12 protein-coding genes are annotated in these 19,970 nt (G+C 67.2%); 2 read left to right on the forward strand and 10 right to left on the reverse strand.

From position 1 onward, the window contains the following. Positions 1-25: 25 nt before the first annotated feature. The gene (locus QHF84_RS06095) at positions 26-1,942 is read left to right on the forward strand and encodes a type VI secretion system contractile sheath large subunit (RefSeq protein WP_281312224.1); all 1,917 of its coding nucleotides are present in this window, start codon (positions 26-28) and stop codon (positions 1,940-1,942) included. Positions 1,943-2,134: 192 nt separating this feature from the next. On the opposite strand, the gene tssC is transcribed toward QHF84_RS06095, so the two are convergent. The 10 genes from tssC to QHF84_RS06145 all read right to left on the reverse strand — a co-directional run bounded on the left by tssC (position 2,135) and on the right by QHF84_RS06145 (position 18,473). Beyond that, positions 2,135-3,619 (reverse strand): type VI secretion system contractile sheath large subunit, encoded by a 1,485-nt coding sequence (gene tssC, locus QHF84_RS06100; RefSeq protein WP_281312225.1) that lies wholly within the window; start codon positions 3,617-3,619, stop codon positions 2,135-2,137. A 3-nt stretch (positions 3,620-3,622) separates the two neighbouring features. Next, positions 3,623-4,114, reverse strand: a complete 492-nt coding sequence (gene tssB / locus QHF84_RS06105) for a type VI secretion system contractile sheath small subunit (RefSeq protein ID WP_153818121.1) — start codon at positions 4,112-4,114, stop codon at positions 3,623-3,625. A gap of 195 nt (positions 4,115-4,309) precedes the next feature. Next, positions 4,310-5,968 carry a type VI secretion system protein TssA gene (gene tssA / locus QHF84_RS06110; RefSeq protein ID WP_281312226.1) on the reverse strand — a complete coding sequence of 553 codons (1,659 nt, stop codon included), beginning with the start codon at positions 5,966-5,968 and terminating at the stop codon, positions 4,310-4,312. 135 nt (positions 5,969-6,103) lie between these two features. After that, positions 6,104-7,105 carry a type VI secretion system-associated protein TagF gene (gene tagF, locus QHF84_RS06115; protein ID WP_281312227.1) on the reverse strand — a complete coding sequence of 334 codons (1,002 nt, stop codon included), beginning with the start codon at positions 7,103-7,105 and terminating at the stop codon, positions 6,104-6,106. A gap of 93 nt (positions 7,106-7,198) precedes the next feature. Further along, on the reverse strand, positions 7,199-10,957 hold the full coding sequence (tssM, locus tag QHF84_RS06120; RefSeq protein WP_281312228.1) for a type VI secretion system membrane subunit TssM: 3,759 nt from the start codon (positions 10,955-10,957) through the stop codon (positions 7,199-7,201). A gap of 39 nt (positions 10,958-10,996) precedes the next feature. After that, a complete protein-coding gene (locus tag QHF84_RS06125) occupies positions 10,997-11,674 on the reverse strand; it encodes a DotU family type IV/VI secretion system protein (RefSeq protein WP_153818124.1) in 678 nt (225 codons plus the stop codon). 35 nt (positions 11,675-11,709) lie between these two features. Continuing rightward, positions 11,710-13,068, reverse strand: a complete 1,359-nt coding sequence (gene tssK, locus QHF84_RS06130; protein WP_281312229.1) for a type VI secretion system baseplate subunit TssK — start codon at positions 13,066-13,068, stop codon at positions 11,710-11,712. A gap of 38 nt (positions 13,069-13,106) precedes the next feature. After that, positions 13,107-13,799 (reverse strand): type VI secretion system lipoprotein TssJ, encoded by a 693-nt coding sequence (tssJ, locus tag QHF84_RS06135; protein WP_281312230.1) that lies wholly within the window; start codon positions 13,797-13,799, stop codon positions 13,107-13,109. A gap of 127 nt (positions 13,800-13,926) precedes the next feature. Further along, positions 13,927-16,596 carry a type VI secretion system ATPase TssH gene (tssH, locus tag QHF84_RS06140; RefSeq protein ID WP_281312231.1) on the reverse strand — a complete coding sequence of 890 codons (2,670 nt, stop codon included), beginning with the start codon at positions 16,594-16,596 and terminating at the stop codon, positions 13,927-13,929. Between the two features lie 35 nt (positions 16,597-16,631). Continuing rightward, positions 16,632-18,473: a lytic transglycosylase domain-containing protein gene (locus QHF84_RS06145; protein WP_281312232.1), complete on the reverse strand. Its 1,842-nt coding sequence runs from the start codon at positions 18,471-18,473 to the stop codon at positions 16,632-16,634. A gap of 179 nt (positions 18,474-18,652) precedes the next feature. Between QHF84_RS06145 and QHF84_RS06150 the strand changes: the two genes are divergently transcribed. Next, positions 18,653-19,963 carry a type VI secretion system-associated FHA domain protein gene (locus QHF84_RS06150; RefSeq protein ID WP_281312233.1) on the forward strand — a complete coding sequence of 437 codons (1,311 nt, stop codon included), beginning with the start codon at positions 18,653-18,655 and terminating at the stop codon, positions 19,961-19,963. Positions 19,964-19,970: the final 7 nt, after the last annotated feature.

Raw genomic sequence — 19,970 nt, forward strand, 5'->3', positions numbered from 1 at the left:
CGCTCCCCTCCTACACTCCTCGGCCATGGCCGCCGAAACGAAGGGTTTCATGAAGGGTGGGATGAACTTCAACGTGGGCGACGAGGCCCCCGAGCAACTGGAGCAGACCGAGGGGCCGCTCCTGCCGCTCCGCGTGCTCGTCGTCGCGGACCTCTTGCCGCGCGACGAGCACAACGCCGGCGCCAGCGCGCCCGAGCTCGCGGTGCGGGTCGATCCGCTCGCGTTCGACGACCTCTTCACGCGCCTGCGTCCGCGCATCGCGATCGAGGTGCCCAGCGTGCTCGCCGAGGGCAACCGCGCGCGCGTCGACCTCGCGCCGACGAGCCTCAAGAGCTTCCGGCCCGATGGGCTGCTCACGGAGGTCCCGCTTCTCCGCTCGCTCCTCGATGGCAAGCTCACGCTGGAGAAGCTCCGCGACGGCTCGATCGATCGCGACCAGGCCCGCGTCGAGCTCGATCGAATCTGGAACTCCTCGCCTTTCGTGAGGGACGTCCTGCGCCTCGTCTCGGAGGCCGGCAGCGCGCCCCGCGCCGCGAGCGTCTCCGCGCCCGCGCGTGACACGTCCGAGGCCTCGGTCGCCTCGATCCTCGACATGGTCGAGACCGATCCGAGCCGCGCCGAATCCGCGCCCGCGCCCGTCGTGCCGGCGAGGCCGCAGGCCCCTGCCTCCGACGCCCGCTTCGGTGCGCTCATCTCGGCCGTCGCGAACGCCGGCAAGTCGAGCTCGGCCCGCTTCAGCCCGCAGGAGGCCATCCAGCGCGTCGAGAAGGCCATCGGCGCGCAGCTCGGCGCGATCCTCCAGCACCCCGAGGTGCGCCGCCTGGAAGAGGCCTGGCGCGGCCTGCAACTGTTCGCCGATCGCTCGAAGGGCACGAAGGGCCTGAAGATCGACGTCGTCTGCGCGCGGCCCGAGCTCGCGGCCATGGCGCTCGAACGCGCAGCCCGCCAATCCGCCGGCGGCGAGCCCCCGGTCTCCTGCGCGATCGTGGACATCACGATCACCGGCACCTCCGCGACGCTCTCTCAGCTCGAAGAGATCGCCCGCGTCGCCGAGGCGCAGACCGTGCCCGTCGTGCTGAATGCATCGCACGCGCTCCTCGGCCTGGATCGGCTCGCCGATCTCGAACGGCTCGACAACAAGATCGCCCTCTTCTCCACGCCGGATCAGGTGCGCTGGCAGTCGACGGCGCAGAAACCGGCGATGCGCTGGGTGACGATGGCGATGAACGGCATCCTGGCGCGCGCCGCCTACGACAAGGCGACCTCGCGCGTGCGGGAAATGGTGGTCAAGGAGGAGCCCGCGGACGAGGGCGCGATGGTCTGGATCGCGCCGGCCTACGGCGTGGGCGCGCTCATCACGACGAGCTTCCGCGAGACGCGCTGGCCGTGCCGCATCGTGGGCGCCCGCAGCGGCGGCACACTCGGAAACCTGACGATTCACGAGGTGCGTGGGCAGGTCGACGACGCCGAGGTCGTAGCGATCCCCACGCAAGCGTTCGTCTCGACGGACTCCCAGCGCGAGCTCTCCAAAGCCGGCGTCCTGCTTTTGGCCTCGGCCCCGAACAGCGATTCGATCTACGTGCTCGCGGCGCCGACGTCCTACGTCCCGCCGCCCAAGCGCACATACGACAGCGCCTCGACGGAGCCCGAAGCGCGGCTCGAACGCGTCTCTTTGGTCGATCAGCTCTTCGTGGCCCGGATCGTCCAGTTCCTGCGCGTCCTCGCCGGCCGTTTGCCCGGGAACGTCGCGCCCTCCGAGGCGAAATCGCTCGTGGACCGCTCGCTCTGGGCGCTCTTCGAGGACGCCAAGCCCGGCAGCATGGAGATCGCGGTGAACGCGCACGCGACCTCGGATGGCACGGCCGTCGCCGTCACGATCCGCCCGCGCCGCTTCCTCGGCGTCGCCCTCGAAGAGTTCTCGCTCGAATTCTTGGTGGGTTAGGCCGCGCCGGGGCGCTGCCCCGGGCCCCGCGGGGGCTGTCCGCCCCTCGACCCGGACCAGGGCAAGCCCTGGACCTTTGGTGCAAAGGCCGCGATGCGGCCTTTGCAAAGGGGGGGTGAGCAGCGCACAAAAGCACGAAGGCCGGCTCTTTCGGGCCGGCCTTCGGCGTTTGTCGGGATCAGCCGAAACGGCTCATTCCTTGTCGAGCTTGCCGACGAGGCTCAACGTGAAGAATGCGCCCATGTACTTGAAGTGCGGGCGCACCTGCATGTCGACCTTGTACCAGCCGGCGTTGCCCTCGACCTCGGTCACGATGATACGCGCCTTGCGGAGGGGGCGACGGCCGCGGATGCTCGCCGAGACGACGTCCTGATCGGCGACGTACTGCGAGATCCAGTCGTTGAGCTCCTTCTCGAGATCGGCGCGCTCCTTCCACGTACCGATCTGCTCGCGCTGCAGCACCTTCAGGTAGTGCGCAATGCGGCACATGATGAACATGTACGGGAGCTGCGTGCCGAGGCGATAGTTGAGCTCGGCGGCGCGGCCCTCCTCGCTCTGGCCGAAGTACTTCGGCTTCTGCACGCTGTTCGCCGAGAAGAAGCACGCGTTGTCCGAGTCCTTGCGGTAGGTGAGGCCGATGAAGCCTTCCTCCGAGAGCTCGTACTCGCGGCGCTCCGTGAGCATGATCTCGGTCGGGATCTTCGTCTGGATCTCGCCCATCGCCTCGTACTGGTGCAGCGGCAGGTTCTCGACCGAGCCGCCCGCCTGCGGGCCGATGATGTTCGGGCACCAGCGGTACTTGGCGAAGCTGTCCGCGAGGCGCGTCGCGAATGCGAAGACCGCGTTGCCCCAGCAGTACGACTCGTGCTGGCCGATGACGTTCTCCTCGTAGTTGAACTCCTTCACGGGCACGGTGTTCGCGCCGTAGGGGAGGCGGAGGAGGAAGCGCGGCATCACGAGGCCGACGTAGCGGGAGTCCTCGGTCTCGCGGAAGGCGTTGTACTTCGTGTACTGCGGGCCTTCGAAGAGCGCCTTGAGGTCCTTCAGGTTCGGCAGGTTCAGGTAGTCCTTCAGGCCGAAGAACTGCGGGCCGGCGGCCGCGATGAAGGGCGCGTGCGACATCGTCGCGACGGAGGCGCACTTCTGCAGGAGCATGATGTCCTGCGGGCCGGGGCCGAACTCGTAGTTCGCGATGATCGCGCCGTAGGGACGGCCGCCGAACTGACCGAACTCCGCCGAGTACACGAGCTTGTACAGGCCGCTCTTGGGCACCTCGGGGGCGTCCTCGAAATCGGCGAGCAGGTCTTCCTTCGAGCAGTTCAAAAGCTCGACCTTGACGTTCTCGCGGAAGTCCGTGCGGTCCACGACGAACTTCAGGCCGCGCCACGCCGACTCCAGCTTCTGGAACGTCGGGTGGTGAAGGATCTCGTCGATCTGGCGCGACAGCTTGGCGTCGATCTCGGCGATCAGCGCGTCGACGAGGGCCTTGTCGACCTTCTCGCCCTCGCGCTTCGGCGCGATGAGCTCCGCGATGAAGGCCTGGACGCCGCGCTTGGCGACCTCGTAGCCCTCGTCGCCCGGAGCCATCTTCGTCTCCGAGAGGATGTCGTCGAGAAGGCTGCCACCTTCGAGCGTCTGTACGCCCGCGCCGCCTTGCGCCTGATGCTCGGAAGCCATCGGTTATTCCTCCCCCTGCTTGAGACCGAGCTCGTTGATGAGCCGGTTGCGCTGGGCCGGATCGTTCAAGATCGTCTGAATCTTGTTGCGGAACGCCTTCTCGTTCCCGAGCGGGCCCTTCAGCGCGGTGAGCGCGGCGCGGAGCTCGAGCAGCTTCTTCAGCTCGGGCACCTGGTTGGCGATCGCCGCAGGCTCCATATCCGACAAACGGCGGAACTTGAGGTTGACGTTGAGCTCGTTGTCCTCGTTCTCCGACAGCCGATCCTTGACCGCCAGGTTGAGCGACAGCTTCTGCTCCGCCATCACCTTCTGGAAGTTGTCCTTGTCGACGTTGATGGGCTTCCGATCCTCGAGCGGCGTCGGGTCGGGGCGCATGGTGTAGTCGCCAAGCATGAGGAGCTTCAGCGGGAGCTCGACCTCTTCCTTCGCGTTCCCCGTCGCTGGCTTGTACGTGATGTTCACGCGTTCTTTCGGCGCGACTGATCCTTCTTTCATCGCGGAAGGCTCCTTTCCCCTACGCTTGGGAGCTACATGCTCCGAGCGGCCTTTCCGAGCCGCCCTACGTTGAAAACGTGATTGCCGTCAGGTCGGGGCCCACCTCGACAGGCGCCGAGAGAATACCGCAAACTACCCCGACTTCGTCCATCGTTATCTTTCGGAACGAGTTCGCTCGTTTCACTACGCGGGCGCTCAGGTGGCCGAGATGCGGAAGGCCGCCGCGGCATCCAGCTCGCAGAGGCGTTCGAACGCCTCGTTCTCCCTCTTACGCGCTTCCTCACTGACCTCGTATCCCTGGTTCAACCCGCGAAGCGCCGTGTAAAGCGCCCCATAAAGCTCCGCGCAGAGCTCCGGATCCCACTCGTCGAGTTTGTGCTGCTTGGCCATGCGCTCGAGTCCATCGAGCTGCGCACGCGCGATCGCGAGCTGCCCGAGCTGCAGGCAAACCTGCGCGATCGCGAGCTTGCCCCGGAACTTGTCGACCGGCGTCACCGCCGTCCCCGCGACCTTTGCCACGGCCTGGATCGCCCCGAGGGGATCACCATTTTCGATGAGGTTTCGCGCCTCGCCGATCGCCTTGTCGAGCGCGCGGAAGCCCTTGCCTCCCGGCGCGCCGCCCGCCGCCGCGCCGCCGCCGCCTCCACCACCGCCCGATCCGAGGACCGGACGAACCTCGGCGTCGATCCAGGCCTTCGTGAGATCGTCGGCCAGCGGGACGCCGTCGTTGAACGTGAGATCCGGCAGCGTCGGCGCGCGCTGCAAGAGGAGCCCGACCTCACGCAAATGCGCGAGCTTCGCGTCGGCATACCCGAGCTCTCCGAGCGCGTTCGAAACGTGGCGGTGCGGATCGAGCCAGAGGCGATGTTCCGAGACAACCTCGTCGACCGACGCGAGGATCCCCTCCCAGTTGCTCGCCTCGGCCATGCCGTCGAACGCGCCGCGCACGTGATCCGGCGGCGAAGGCAGGTAGGTTTGTCCACCCTCGGCCGGCGGATCCTGCTGCATGAAAAGCCAGAGGCCGATGCGGCTCACGCGATACGCGAACGCGTTCGACGGATCGGCCGCGCGTAGCGCCTCGCCCGCGCGCATGAGCAAGGTGCTCACCTGATCGAGCACCGCGTTCGCCGAATCCGCGTCCGTGATGGCCGTCCCATCCGGCACCGAGACTTCGACCGGCGCCGTCTCCACGGCCGGCGCGGAATACGCAGGCGGAGGCGGCGGCGGAGGCGGCGGCGGCGGACGCTGGGCGGCCGCAGGCGGCGGAGGAGGCGGCGGAGGAGGCGGCGGGGGCGGCGGCGGAGGAGGCGGAGGAGGCGGAGGCGGAGGCGCTTCCTTCGGAACACTCGCGAGCATGCGCCGCGACGACTCGCGCAGCGAGCCCATGCCCGGGTACGCGTCGCCGAGTTTGTCCCGGAGCTCTCCGTCGAGCAGGCGGCTCTGCTGATCGAGCGCGCCGACGATGTCCGCGTCCTTCGCCGTCGGGTTGAAGGTCCCGATCGCGGCCGCGACCTGATCGCCGTACCAGCTCATCAAGTTGCCGCGCGTGCGCGGGCGCTTGATGGGCGGATACATCTTGTCCCAGAACGCCGTGTTCAGCTCGTTGATGAGCACGAGCCCATCGACCGCGCCCTGGACCCCGTCCGTGTGCGCCTTCGCCGCCGCGTAATACACCGCGAGGCGAAAGTCCTTCGACTTCTCGGTGAGCAGCTCCTCGGCGTTCGTCACGATCTTCGACCAGTCGATCTTGCCGCCCTCGAGGGACTGCGCCTTGTCGACCTCGGCCTTGATCGCCTCGAACAGCTCGTCGTACGAGACGTCCTGCCCAACACCCCCCGAGATCGGCTCGATCATCGCCGACACTCGGTTCTTTGCAGCTTCAACCGCGTCACTCGCCGCCATGGACGGCATCATAGCCGCGGGTCGCGCCCGTTCGCACCACGTGTGCGCGCCTCGAACGAAAGGCGCGTCGTTCGGACGTGGGGTGCGTTATTGGCCGAGGCCGTCGAGGAAGCCCGAGATGGTCAGCTCCGAGCGCGCCACGAGGGCGTCGAGCTGCACGCCGAGGGCGCGGCGCGAAGTGGGCTCGTCGACCGTCGGAGGACGGCAAAGCTCCACGATGTGATCGGCATATCCCGTCGGCGCGATGAGCTCCCGGAACGACGCCACGTGCGGCGGACCGAGGTGTAGGAGCATCGTCTGCTGCGGGACCCAGAAGGCATTGAGCAGCGTGTTTTTCCAGCGCGCGAGGCGCAACGTCATGTCCATCCACACGGCCGCTGCGTAGGCGTCGCCCGCGCCGAGCGGCAGGCGAATGCAGAGCCCCGTCTTCGGGTTCTCCTGCCCCATGAACGGCTCGACCGACGCGAACACGTTCTGCAAGACCCAGAAGCGGCCCGCGTCCGTGCCGAAGCCCGTCTCCCAGAGCGCTTTCATCGACTGCGTGGTGAGCCACGAGCGATAACCGGCGCCCGCTGCGTCCGCGTCTTCGAGCGAAGGAGGAACGATGCGCGAGACGCGATCGACGAACGCGTCGACCGGCAGGGTTCGTCCGCTCGTGGCGATCTCGTACGACGAGGCGAGCAGCGACCAGAGCGCGATCGGGAGCGACGCGCCGGCCGACACGAGCTGGCCGTAATCGTACGAAGCAAAAACGACCATCGGGTACGTACGACCCGCGTTGTCGCCGCTCGCGGCCCAGGCGCCGACCATGCCGCGCGTGGGAGGCTCGTTGTCTTTGCCTTCGCCGTGGAAGATGAAGAGCCCGACGGAGGGCTGATACGCCGCCTCGAACGAGGTGCCCATCGCGCGGCGCGCGAAATCGAGGCCCCCGCCGAGCCAGCGATCGAACGCCGCGAGCTCGTCTCCGCCGGCATTGAAGCGGATGAAATCACCCGTCGCAGGCAGCTTGCCGAAGCAGCCAATCTGCGGGGGGATCGCAGGAGCCTTCTTCTTTCGCCAGAACATCACCGGCCCGGCCCACAAATACACGAACCCCCTCTTTTTACAAGGGGGCGTACTGCCGCGGGCGAACCCTGGGAGGGCATTCCACAGGCGGATACGCGGCGCCTGTGGAACACCATCTCAAGAGCCCTTCTTGCCGCCGAAGCTGTCGCCAATGCTGGGGGGGCAGTTGGTCGCGCGGAAGAAGCTGTTGACGAAAGGATGATTGGCGCGGGTGGGGCGCACTTCCATCGTCACCGTCACGGGAGGCGCAGTCATCTGCCACGTCACCGTGAAGACGCTGTCCTTGTCCTTCTCGGCCGTCGTCGTGCCCGCCTCGAACAGGCGGAAGATGCCCCACGGGCCCTCGCGCACGAGCTCCTCGTCGAGCCCACCCGCACCACGCACGCGCAGGCGCGCGCCGGTCTGCTTCTCGCCCGGCCAGGTGAACGTGTGCCAGAACTCCTTCTCGTTCCGATACAGGCGCTTCTGGCCGTCGATCTCGAAGAGCACCTCACTGACGATCGGGCTCACCGTCTTCAGGTTGACGTTGAACGTCACCTGCGGTTTTTCCCCGCCGCCGCTCGGCCACAGGGCCTCGGTGATCTCGTGCGCCCGGTGCAGGCACGGATACAGCATCGCGTTGAAGGGCGTGAACGGCTTCGCCGGCTTCGGACGACCTTCGAGGCCGCCTTTCGGGATGAAGTCGTGGCCCACGCGGATGTGGAAATCGTCGAGGTGCTGCTCGTAGAAGCCCCAGAGGATGCCCTCCTTCGGCTTCAAGAAGGCGACCACGTCCTCGAACGAAGCGTCACGCGACGCCGCGAGATCGAAGGGATACCGATCCTTGATGTTCTCGCGGAAGGGCGGCCAGACGACGACCTCCCAGAGCCCGCTCGCAGACCCACCGGCGCTGCGCATGACGGCCTTGTAGGCCTGGCGGAGCGGGTTCATGAGCAGCGGCGTCATGAGCTCCTGGCCCGTCTCGTCCATCTTGAGCAGGAGCTTCTCGGTCTCGCGCACGGCCTCGCCGAATTTTTCGCGCGCGGCCTGCGTGCTGGCGCCGGGCGGGGCGTCCTCGATGCCGCCCATCTCGGCCGCGAGCTGCTCGAGGTGACCGATGTACTTCGAGAGCTCGGCCGGCGTCATGGGCGGCGGGGGCTGGCCCTCGGCCGCGGGCTTCTGCTGCTCGGGCACGCCGAAGCGCACCATCGAGCGGAACTTGTCCGGGATCGGATCGTACGTGCCCGGCGCGCCGCCGCCGCCGAACTTCACGAGGTCCGACAGACGGCCCGTCGTTCCGGTGCGCGTGCTGAACGACGAGTCGATGCGGCGCTTCACGCGCTCCTTGACCTGATCGAGCACGCCGCCGTCGTTCATGACCTGCTGCTCGGCCTGGTTCTCCACCAGATCGAACTGCGTGTTGTCCTCGAGCGCGCGGAGCAGGCGCTGGTAGGGCCAGTCCGGCGTGGAAAGGACGCGGAACTCCTCGATCGCCTCTTTGTTGTTCGGCGGGATCTCGACGGAGATGTCCCGGAAGAACTCGAGCCACTCGCGGATGTACTGCGCGTCGTAGTCCTGGCGTACGCGGGCGAGGGCCTGCGCGATCTTGTCGCCCTGGCGCTCTTCCTCCTGCGTCAGCGGCACGACCCAGCGCTCGCGATCGAGGACCTTGATGCCCTCTTCGAGGCTCGCCACGACCTGCGCGTGGCCCTTCGACGTGTACGGGCCACGCACGACGAACCACTTGCTCGTGCGCTCCTTCTGGGCGCTGCGGACCTTGCTCAGGACCTCGGGGCGATCCGAGAAGAGCTCGTCGAGCGAGATCGGCGGATACTTCAGGTTCTCGCGCGTGTTCGGGCCGTTCTCGTCGTACTTCTCGTACTCGAGCACGGTGACGAAGCGGTCGTAGTACCGCTGCGTGGGGCCGACGCGGGCGAGGATGTCGCGCGTGCGCTCCACGGTGCGCTTGTCGAGCTCCTCGCCACGGATCGCGCCGCGGCGGAGCAGGTCGACGTAGTACTTCACGTGCGGCGCGAGCTTCGCCTTGAGGTCCGCCTCGGGGATGTCCGTCGTCGGGCGGAGGATGTCGGTCCAGAGCTGCAGGAGCTTGCCCGTCTCCCACGCCGTCTCGGACTCGGGGAGCAGGTGGACTTTGTGCTCGTCGGCGAGCAGCAGGTACGTCTTGAGGTCGTTGTACTCCTCGAGGTACTTGCCGCCGGTCGCCGCGTTCAGGCGCTCTTCGAGGCGCGCACGCACGGGCTTGACGAAGCCCTCGCGCAAGGACGCGATGTACTGGTCCTTCGTCGGCTCGAAGAGTTTGTCGCCCTGATACATACCCCAGCGGTAGCTCACGGGCGCGCCCTCCTCGCGGTACTGATCGAGGAGCTGGGCGTGCGCGCGGAGGTTGTCGAGCTTCTCGACCTTCTCCAGCGGAGAGCTGCCGTCGGTCCACTTCACGCCCGCCGCCTCGCCCGAGATCCGGGAGGTCTCGGCGACGAGCGCGCGGTTGTTCACGAACGACATGATCGCCGGGATGAGCAGGACGACCGCGAGCGCCGCCGCCGCGAACGCCGCCGCGAACCGCTGGATCCGCTGCTTCCGGACCTCGGCCGCGGTGCGCGCCGCGATGTCCTTGTCCGGGAAGATGACGTTCATGAAGACGTCGCGGAGGAAGTAGCTCTTCGCCTCCGTGCTGCCCGCCGTCGACGACTCGTCCGCGATCGCGGGGCGCAGGCCGAACGCGCTCATCATCGTGCCGAGGACGCGGTCGAGGGGTTTGCCCTCTTGCACGCCGCTCGTCATGTAGAAGCCACGCATGATCGGCGTCGCCAAACCCGCCGTCTTCGAGGGTTGGAACGCGACGTTCAGGAAGTGCGAGAGGTTCTGCTTGATCGCCGCGAACTCGAGCGGGAACTGGAAGACCTTCTCCTTGGTCCCGCGGCTGCGCTCGGTGACCATGCGGCGGAGCGCGCGGTCGTGCATGCGCTCGACGAGCGTGTCGAATTCGGCGTCGAAGATCTTGCCGGGCTCGCTCTTGTTCGCGTCGAGCTTGACCGTGGCGCCGAAGCCCTGGCCACGCTCGCTCTTCTTGAGATCGCCGAAGAACTCGACGAACCCGGAGACGAGGTCCACCTTCGTGAACATCACGTAGACGGGCAGGACCATCTTCAGCGTCGACTGCATCTCGTCGATGCGCGCGCGGACCTTCTTCGCGATCGACTCGACCTGCTCCTCCGTCGCGTCGACGAGCTCCGAGATGCTCACCGCGCAGACGACGCCGTTCACGGGCTTGTCGGGGCGGTACTTGAGGAGCTGCTCGAGGAAGGCCATCCACTCGTCGTGGTCGTCGGCCTCGGTCGTGTAACGGCCGGCGGTGTCGAGGAGGATCGCCTCGTTCGTGAACCACCAGTCGCAGTTGCGCGTGCCGCCGACGCCGCGGACGCCGCCGCCCGCGGGATCGAGGTACGGGAACACGAGGCCCGAGTGGCGCAGCGCGGTCGTCTTACCCGCGCCGGGCGGGCCGACCATCACGTACCAGGGCAGCGAATACAGCGCGTTCGTGCCGCCCCCGAGCTTCGAGGACTTGAGCGCGTTGATGCCCTCCTGGAGCTGGCGATGCAGCTCCTGGATCTCGGCGCGCCGCTCGGGCTTCGCGTTGAGCGCTTGCTCCTGGGCCTGCTGCGCGATCGCCTTCTCCAGCGCGCGCGCCGCACGCGCCGCGCGGATCCGTCGATACACGACGAGACCAATCAACCCGAGGACCACGACGGCCGTGATGGCGATCGGGATCCACGTCGGGAACACCTCGGCGCTCGGCCCTGGCCCCGTGGGTCTCAGGATGAACCATACGCCCCAGACCAGGGCGAGGAACAAGGCGCTCAGGATCCACAGCCACATGGAACGTCTCCCTCGGTCCGGCGGAACTTCCCCGGGACGCTACTTGCCGCCGCCCAGAAGCTTCTTGATGGCTTCGGCAGTCGAGTCGGCGTTCGAGCCGATGATGAGCCAAAGGATGAAGATCACGATCAGCGCCAGGATGAGGAACCCGATCGCGATGAAGAGATACGGCAGCTCGCGACGAACAGCGCCGCCGCCGCCGTCCTTGCGCTCCGCGTTCGGCGCGAGCTGATCTCCCCCGCCCTCCGCCAGCGCGACGTAGTTGCCGAGCCCTTCCACCACCGCCTGGAGCCCCTCCTGGTGCCTGAGACGATATTTCCCCTGAAAGCCGAGGGCCAAACAGAGGAAGTAAATTTGTGCGACGTGCGCGCGGTTGCGCTGGCCGTGCAGGTTGTCCAGGTTCACGAAGAACTGGTCACCGGCGGTGTTGAGCTGGAAGAACTGAAGCTGCAGCGGGTTACTGAGCCACTGCGTCTTGCCCGGCCAGCTCGAGTGGTAGATGACCTCGTCGGCGAAGGCGGCGAGCGCGAACTTCGCGTCGATCATGTCTTGCTCGGGGATCCGAGCCTCGCGGCCGTTCTGCATCATCGTGTCGAAGAGCTGCAGGACGCGGCGCTGAAGGATGTCCGGCGCAGGCAGATCCCGCGAGTTCCTGAGCTGCAAGATCAGCGACAGGACATCCGAGCAGACCCAATACATCGACTGCGACAGGCTCATGCGCTCCCCATGATCTCAAAAGCCGCGCGCTTCATTCACTTGCCGCCCTGGACCGCGATCAGCCGCAGATCGACCTTCTGCGGGTCGATCGGCTGGTAGATCGCGATCGTGCCAGAGCCGAGGATGTCGTTCCAGTAATCGCCAGCCTGGTCGACGCGGAGGTAGATGACGCCCGGCTTGACCGGGATCGCGCCCGGGGGCCGGTACTCGACCGCGACACGAACGCCAGGCATGGCTGCGTTCAGGATGTAACCGATCTGCGTCCACGACCCCATCTTGAGGAGCCGCGGCAAACGCTCGCGCAACGTCGCCTCGTCGGCGCCCTTCGCTTCGAGGAAGAGCTCGTGCGTGCGCGGGAGCTTCGGATCCTCGAACTTGCCGAGGTACATGCCGTCCTCGCGCTTCTCGAGCGGCACGACGGTGTAGTTCTCCGCGAGCACGCTGGCGACGAGCGTGAGCGCACGATCGAAGAGCGGTTCGAACACGCCCTCGAGATCGAGGTAGTTGAACTTCGGGATCGACGTCGGATCACCGTCCGCCGCGAACGTGCAGAGCTCGCCGATGAGCGACGCGATGAGGACGTAGCAATCCTCGGGGTGCGCGTTGCCGTGATCGACCATGTGCGAGACGGCGGGGATGAACGCGTTCAGCGTGTGGAGCATCCAGAACTTCGCCGTGTCGGAGAACTGGAAGTCGACCGACGCCGCCGTGCGCAACCTGCGCCCCTCGGCGAGGGACTTCTGCTTGCCCACCATCGCCGAGAGAATGCGCCGCATCCCCGACATGATGTGGTCGGAGCTGCCGATGTGCGGGATCGGCGGGATGAAGCTCTTCTTGAGGACGATCGCGCCGGTCCGATCCCGCACGAGCTGTCCGATCCGCACGGTCTGGTACGCGTCGCGCGGCTCGGTGCCGAAGAGGATGCGGAGGTTGTAACGAGCCCAAACGACCGAGGTGTCGTTGCGGCCCGTCGTCATGTCCGGGACCGTCGTGGTGGCCGCGACGAACCGGATCGCCGGGTTCGCCTTCGCCGGATCGAGCGCGACGTTCGGATGCGTCTCGCGCACGTTCGGGATCGCCACGAAGACGTCGAGCGCCTCGAGCGCCGCCGGGAACACGCCCTCGAGCGGCCGCGCCTCGACCACGTCCTCGCCGCGATCACCGACGAAGAACGGCGTGCCATCGGGGAAGAAGCCGTGACACTTGACGAGCTTGAGTTGTCCCGCGGCGAGGGCGCGCTCGTCGAACTGCACGCCCGTCACGCCCCACGGATAACTCAAGAGCGCGTTGGTACGCGCTTGGAGCAGCGACTCGTGGTACTGGTCCCCTTGCTGAAGATGCTGAGGGGTCATGAAGAGCCCCTCGGTCCAGACGGGCTTGCGCGGGTGGATCATATCGCCCGGTCAGTCTTATCAGAACTCGCCGCGCGGCCCTAGGGGGCCGGGGCAGCGGCCTTCGGCGGAGCGTTGCCGCCCGACGCCTTGGGGAGGTTGACCCTGCGGACCGATGTCGCGTTCGGGAACATCGATTCGTCGAATTCGCTGCCGTTGTCGATCTTCGTGGACTCGACGAAGAAGGCAGTCTTGGGGTCGGCCTGCGCACCGGCGTCGCTCTCACGGCCGCCGCACTGGGCCTCGCCCGGCATCAGAGGAAATGCGTAGAACGTCTTCCAGCTCTGCCCCTTCGGGCTGTGGAAGAGCGCGACGCCTCCGAGCGTGCTCGCCTCCTTCGCGCGCTCGAACTTCACCTCCACGAGATCGTTCGGGAAAACGCTGACCTCGTCCATCTTGACGATGTCGTCGGCGAGGACCTCCTTGTCGGAGAGGAGGACCTCGTCGTACGTCGCGTTCTGCATCCGCATCTCGTCCTTGAGCTGATACAGCCGGATGACGACGGGGCGCGGGTTCTGGTTCTCGTTCGGGTTGATGTTGTCCGCGGCGTAGATGCGGAGCGTGACGATCTGAACGTCGCACGGCTTCGCCGCGGCGGGCGGCGGGGCCCCGGAGCCGCAGCCGATCGCAAACGAGGAGAGCGCGCCGAGCCCGAGCCCGAGAAAAGAGAGAGAGGCAAGGGCCAGGGCCGCGCGCTTGCGTTTCCAGGAGGTGGTGGACGCTGAGGCCGCCATGGCCCTCCTTTTTATCGGAAGGCGTGGCGAGTGGCCTAGCTTTTTGCCGAAAGCGTCGGCGCAAAAACCAAAAGGCCCCCCTCGCCAACCGCGAGAGGGGCCTTGACCCCGAGCGGGTATTACGCGGTCACTCCGGGAACGTCGCCGTGAAGTTCTTCTGATCGTCGATGTCGATGAAGAGCTTCTTCGGCATCACGCCCTCGGCCATCTTCGTGAGGATCTCCTGCGACAGCATCGGCAGGAGCGACGCGCGCAGGATGTGGTCGATGTTGCGGGCGCCCGTATCGACCTCGGTGCACCGGCTCGCGATGAGATCGACCATGCGATCCGAGTACGTCGCGTCGATCTTCTGGCTCTTCTTCAGGCGATCGACGAGGCCGTTCAGCTTGAGGCGCGTGATCTCGCCGAGCGCGGCGGGCGAGATCGGGATGTACGGGACCACGGTCATACGCGCGAGGAGCGCGGGCTTGAAGTGCGCGGAGAGCGTCGGCTTGATCTCCTCGTAGATCTCGCGGATGACCGGCTCGCGGTTCTCCTCCCAGGCCGAGACCACGTGGTTCGTGATCTTATCGGTCGCGAGGTTCGAGGTCATGATGATGACCGTGTTCTTGAAGTCGACGAGCAGGCCCGTGCCGTCCGTGAGCATGCCCTTGTCGAACACCTGGTAGAACAGGTTCATCACGTCCGGATCCGCCTTCTCGCACTCGTCGAGGAGGACGACCGTGTAGGGCCGCTGGCGCACGCCTTCGGTCAGCATGCCGCCCTCGCCATACCCGACGTAGCCGGGCGGCGAGCCGATGAGCCGGGAGGTCGTGTGCTTCTCCTGGAACTCGGACATGTTGATCGTGACCATCATGCGCTCGCCGCCGAAGAGCATGTCCGCGAGCGCGAGCGCCGTCTCCGTCTTGCCGACGCCGGACGGGCCGACGAAGAGGAAAACGCCCATCGGCGTGTTCTGCGGTTTCAGGCCCGCGCGCGCTGCACGGAGCTCCTTGGCGACCGTCTCGAGGGCGTACTTCTGGCCCTTGATGCGGGTGTTCAGGCGCGACTCCATCTCGACGAGCGCCTTGACGCTGTCGGCCACCATCTTGCCGACGGGGATGCCCGTCCAGGCGCTGACGACGGCCGCGACCATGGCCTCGTCGACGTCGGGCCGGAGCAGCGGCACCTCGCCCTGGCTCTTGTGGAGCTCGCTGATCGCCGCCACGACCTCACGGCGGATCGCGTCCTTCTCCTCGGTCGACTTCGCCTCGTCCATGCGCTTGCGCGCCTCGAGCACCTTCTTCGCGCCCTCGGACTCGCGGTCGTAGGCGACGCGCGTGTTCTCGAGCTCGACCTTCGACTTCGCGATGCGGTCCTCGAGCGTCTGAACGCGCTCCTCCTCGATCGTGAGGCCGGCGTCGCGGTCGCGCTTCAGGGCTTCGAGCTCACGCGTGAGCGTGTCGATGCGGACCTCGATGTCCTCGACCTGCGCGGGCTTCTGCTGGAGCGCGATCTTCACGCGCGCCGAACAGGTGTCGAGGAGATCGACCGCCTTGTCCGGCAGGAGGCGGCCCGAGATGTAGCGGGCCGAGAGCTTGACGGCCGCGACGACGGCCTCGTCCGAGACGATGACGTTGTGGGCCTCCTCGAACTTCGGGCGGAGGCCGCGGATCATGGTGATCGCGACCGCCTCGCTCGGCTCGTCGACCTTCACGGGCTGGAAGCGCCGCGCGAGCGCCGCGTCCTTCTCGAAGTACTTCTTGTATTCGGCCCAGGTCGTGGCCGCGATCGTGCGCAGCTCGCCGCGCGCGAGGGCGGGCTTGAGCAGGTTCGCCGCGTCGCCCGCGCCCTGCTGATTGCCGGCGCCGATGATCGTGTGCGCCTCGTCGATGAACAGGATGATCGGCTTCGGCGAGCCTTTGATCTCCGAGATGACCTGCTTCATGCGGTTCTCGAACTCGCCCTTCACGCCCGCGCCGGCCTGGAGGAGGCCGAGATCGAGGCCCAGGATCTCCACGCCCTGCATGATCGGCGGGACCTGGTTGTTCACGATCATGAGCGCCATGCCCTCGACGAGGGCCGTCTTGCCGACGCCGCTGTCGCCGACGATGATCGGGTTGTTCTTCCGGCGACGGCCGAGGATGTCGATCATCTGCCGGATCTCGCCCTCACGGCCGAAGATCGGGTCGATCTGGCCGGCCCGCGCGCGGCCCGTGTAGTCCACGCAGTACTTCGCCAAAGCCGAATCCGCCGACGCGCTCGCCGCGCCCTGCGGCAGCCCGCCCGGGCCCGCCGCGCCGCCCGCCGCCGCGCCCGGCGCGACCGGGGCCGTCTCCGCGTCCTCCTTCGATCCCGAAATGATCTTGGGGAGGTTGTTCTTGACGTCCTCGCGCGAGATGCCCTCGAGCAGCGCGCCGATGCCGCTCATCGAGTACCGCGTCGGCTGGTTGACGAGCCGCGCGAAGAGGGCGCCGCTGCGCACCTTCGTGTAGCCGTACTCCATCGACCCGACGACGAACGCGTCCTGCATCCACTCGAGCATCGTCGGGGAGAAGACGGGCTTGCCGGCGTTGCCCGTGCGCAAATCCGAGAGGCTCCTCTGCAGGGCCTGCCGCAGGCGCGCGGGATCCAGGTCGTAGTGCATCACGATGAACGCGATGTCGGAGTTCGCGTCGTCGAGGAGCGCGAGCAGCAAGTGCTCGACCGTCACCTCGTAATGCCGAGCATTGACGCATTGGACGACCGCCGCCTCGAGCGCAGCAGTGCAGACTTTGGTGAGCCGCTTGATGATGGATTTGGCTTCGACGAGCATCATGGCCCGGGCATCCTACAAGGACCCGGGGCCCGACGTCACCCGCGGGATCGGCCCCGCGAGCCTTTCCTTCCTTCGCCGCGACCCTTTTGCGTTTCCGTCTTCTCGGTACCGCGCGCTGCGTCGGAAGGACCCTTGTCCTTATCTTTGCTCGCGCTCGCGTTCGCGCTCGTACCTGGATCGATGATGCGACGCTGCGCTTCCTCGGCTTTGGCGCCCGCCTCACCTCCCTCGGCCGCGCCGAGATCGAGCGCACCGAGCACGCCGGGCTTGACGCGGAGCCTCAAAATGGATCCTGCGCGGAGTTTGTCCTCTTCGCCGAGCCGGTTTTCCCGCGCCACGTCTTCCACATCCATCGCGAATTGACGCGCGATTCCGATGAGCGTGTCGCCCGGACCAACCTTGTAAAGAAGCGTCTTGCGCCCCGCGCGCTTCTTGCTCGGCCGGAACGGCTCCTCGTCGCCCTCGTCGTCGTCCGGGCTCACGCCCGCCTGCGCCGCGAGCTCCTCGACCGGATCCCGGAGCGCGCGCCGCTTCTTGTACGAAGGCAGGAGCGAGAGCAGGCTGTCATTGTCCCGCGTCGCCGCGCGACGCCGCACGAAATCGCGCCCGCCGATGAGATCGACCGGATCGAGCACGGTCGCGTCCTCGGTCACGATCGGCTCGGTCTGGAGCAGCACGGGCAGCATCGTATGCGCCCGCGAGAGCGACTCGGCCGGCACGTTCACGAGGAAGTCGCCCCGCCCCGGCGGCAGCCTATCGCCGAGCAGATCCGGGTTGAGCTGCTTCACGGTCTTCAGCGGCACGCCGGCCGCCTTGGCCAGCGTTTTGAGCGACAAACCGGGCGGCGCCGCGATCTCGGCGGCGTCGACGGGACGCACGAGCTCGACCTGATCGAACCCGAAACGCTCCAGGTTGTTCGCGATGAGCGCCGCCGCCGCGATCTTCGGGACGTACGTCGCCGTCTCCGTGGGCAGCGCCTCCTGCCGCGCGAGCTCGTTGAAGTCGGCCGTGCCGTATCGATCGATCCGATCGAGGAGCTGCTCGTAGCCCATGTTGTAGGCCGCGAGCGCGAGATCCCAGTTGCCGAAGCGCATGTAGAGATCACGCAGGTGGTGCGCGGCCGCGCGCGAGGCGAGCTTCGGGTTTTTCCTCTGGTCGACGTGCTTGTTCTGCACGAGCCCGTACACCGCGCCCGTCGCCGGCATGAACTGCCAGAGCCCGACGGCCCCCGCCGGCGACTTCGCCCGCGCGTCGAACCCGCTCTCGATCATCGAGACCCAGATCAGATCCTCGGGCAAACGCCATTCGCGAAGCTCGCCCTGGATGAGGTCCTGATACCGGCCGCTGCGCTTGAGCCAGGTCTCGAACATCCCGCGGCCCCGATCGGTCCGCGTGAAGAAGCGGACGTACTTCAACGTGCGCCGCGTGATCGACACCTTCAGATCCGGGAGCTGCAGCCGCGAGAGCGCCTCCGCGCCGGCCACGTCGAGATCGTCGACCTCGGCCCCCTCCCCTTCCGCCGTGTCGGAGTTGAGCCGCGGCGGACGCGAGTACATCGGCCGATCGAGCGAAGACTGCTCGCCGCGCATCGCCTCGCGCATCTCGACCTCGCGCAGCCTGCCGAGCTGCTGCGACTCCGGCCCGCCCATCCGCGCCGCCGTGACCCCGCCCCGCGCAGGCTCGGTCCGGAGCGGCGCCCGCGAAGGATCCACGACGAGCGGCACCTGCCCGGCCTCGGGACGCGCCCCCGGCGTCGGCGCGACCGCCACCACGGCGGCCTGGACCGGCGCTAGAGCCGCGTCCGGCGCGCTCATCCCCACGCCGTACCCAAACGCGAGGGCCGAAACGAGGGGCGGAATCCTGTGCAGGAGGCTCATGTCGGTCAGGGTCGCATGATGTAGGTAAAGGTGTCAAAAAACAGGGGCGGCCCACCCCGAGGCCCGTCAACGGGGCGACGCACCGCGCTGCGGCGACGCTGGCGGGATCGTCACGAGGCTTCGCGCGATCGTCGCCCGCTACTTCTGGTCCCGGGACACTGTCTGCTAGTCTCGCCCGCATGCCGCTGGCGCTCGTGGCCCGGGTCATCGATACCCAGGCCAATCAAAGCTTCGACGTCACATTCGAGCGCTTCCCCATCCGCATCGGCAGAAACCAGCTCAACGACCTGCACATCGATCGGCCGTACGTCTCGCAGTTCCACCTGGCCATCGACGTCCGCGACCGGCAGATCATCGTCAAGGATCTCGGCTCGACGAACGGCACCGTGTTCGCGGGCCGGCGCCTCACGCGCGACACGCCGACGGACGTCACGAGCACGCCGGAGCTGACCATCGGCCCGATCGTGATGCGGATGCAGCTCATCGACGCGGCGCCGAAGAAACGCGAGGCCCCGAAAGACGGGACGGTCCTCGACTTCGCGCAGGAGCAATCGGGCAACGCCGCCGCCTCGTGGAGGCAGCAGCAGAAGCCGATCACGCCCGGCGCCGAGGACGCCTACGTGCGGCAGCTCCACCCCTACGTCGAGGCCTACCGCGCGGCCTGGGGCGGCGTCTACCGCGTGATCTACGATCACCTGCCGCGTCTTTCGCCCGAGGTGCGGCAGAACTACCTGAAGCGCGTCGCGATGGAGCAGCCGACCATCGCGGCCGAGCAGGACTTCCAGAAGCTCTCGCAGTACTACGGCGTCGATCCGCGCATGCTCGGCGAGCCGAGCCCCGCGCAGGCCGCGCACGCGGCGATGATCGAGCTCGCGCGCACGCTCGCGCCGGGCTCGAAGCCGATCGAAGACGTCGAGAGCGTCCTGACGTTCGGCCGCAAGCTGCGCGACGCGATGGAGGTCTTCCTCAAGTGCTTCGTGAGCCTGCGGAACGGCTACCAGGAGTTCGAGGCCGAGATGCTGGCGCGCGAGGTGACGCCGGACGAAAACGATCGCGTCGCCTCGGCGAAGGACGAGAAGGAGCTCGGCAACGTGCTGCTCGGCCCGCAAGGCGGACCGGACGCGCCGCGGCAGCTCCAGGACATCTTCGTCGACGTGATGAGCCACCAGGTCGCGCTCATCAACGGCGTGATGGAAGGCGTGCGCTCGCTGCTCACGAAGCTCTCGCCGAAGACGATCGAGGAGGAGCTCGAGCGTCGCGGCAAGAGGGGCGGCCTATTCTCGAACAAATTCGAGGCTCTCTGGAAGCTCTACGAGGTCGTCCACGGCGACTACGCGGGAGAACAGAAAGAGACCTTCCTGATTATTTTTGGCCCGCAGTTCTCGCGCGCGTACGCTGCGACTGCCGGGGATGACGAGAAATCCACCGGCGATGCGGGTGCGAAGAACCGCGGCCGCTTCACCCTCTCGCCGAACCAGCTCAAACGATGAGCCGCGC

The organism is Polyangium sp. y55x31, from assembly GCF_029946505.1.
Taxonomy (GTDB): Bacteria; Myxococcota_A; Polyangia; order Polyangiales; family Polyangiaceae; genus Polyangium.

Excerpts from the sequence above, each read along its gene's own strand:
- QHF84_RS06095 (WP_281312224.1), top strand. The coding sequence starts at position 26 with ATGGCCGCCGAAACGAAGGGTTTCATGAAGGGTGGGATGAACTTCAAC.
- tssC (WP_281312225.1), bottom strand. The coding sequence starts at position 3,619 with ATGGCTTCCGAGCATCAGGCGCAAGGCGGCGCGGGCGTACAGACGCTC.
- tssB (WP_153818121.1), bottom strand. The coding sequence starts at position 4,114 with ATGAAAGAAGGATCAGTCGCGCCGAAAGAACGCGTGAACATCACGTAC.
- tssA (WP_281312226.1), bottom strand. The coding sequence starts at position 5,968 with ATGATCGAGCCGATCTCGGGGGGTGTTGGGCAGGACGTCTCGTACGAC.
- tssM (WP_281312228.1), bottom strand. The coding sequence starts at position 10,957 with ATGTGGCTGTGGATCCTGAGCGCCTTGTTCCTCGCCCTGGTCTGGGGC.
- QHF84_RS06125 (WP_153818124.1), bottom strand. The coding sequence starts at position 11,674 with ATGAGCCTGTCGCAGTCGATGTATTGGGTCTGCTCGGATGTCCTGTCG.
- tssK (WP_281312229.1), bottom strand. The coding sequence starts at position 13,068 with ATGATCCACCCGCGCAAGCCCGTCTGGACCGAGGGGCTCTTCATGACC.
- tssJ (WP_281312230.1), bottom strand. The coding sequence starts at position 13,799 with ATGGCGGCCTCAGCGTCCACCACCTCCTGGAAACGCAAGCGCGCGGCC.
- tssH (WP_281312231.1), bottom strand. The coding sequence starts at position 16,596 with ATGATGCTCGTCGAAGCCAAATCCATCATCAAGCGGCTCACCAAAGTC.
- QHF84_RS06145 (WP_281312232.1), bottom strand. The coding sequence starts at position 18,473 with ATGAGCCTCCTGCACAGGATTCCGCCCCTCGTTTCGGCCCTCGCGTTT.
- QHF84_RS06150 (WP_281312233.1), top strand. The coding sequence starts at position 18,653 with ATGCCGCTGGCGCTCGTGGCCCGGGTCATCGATACCCAGGCCAATCAA.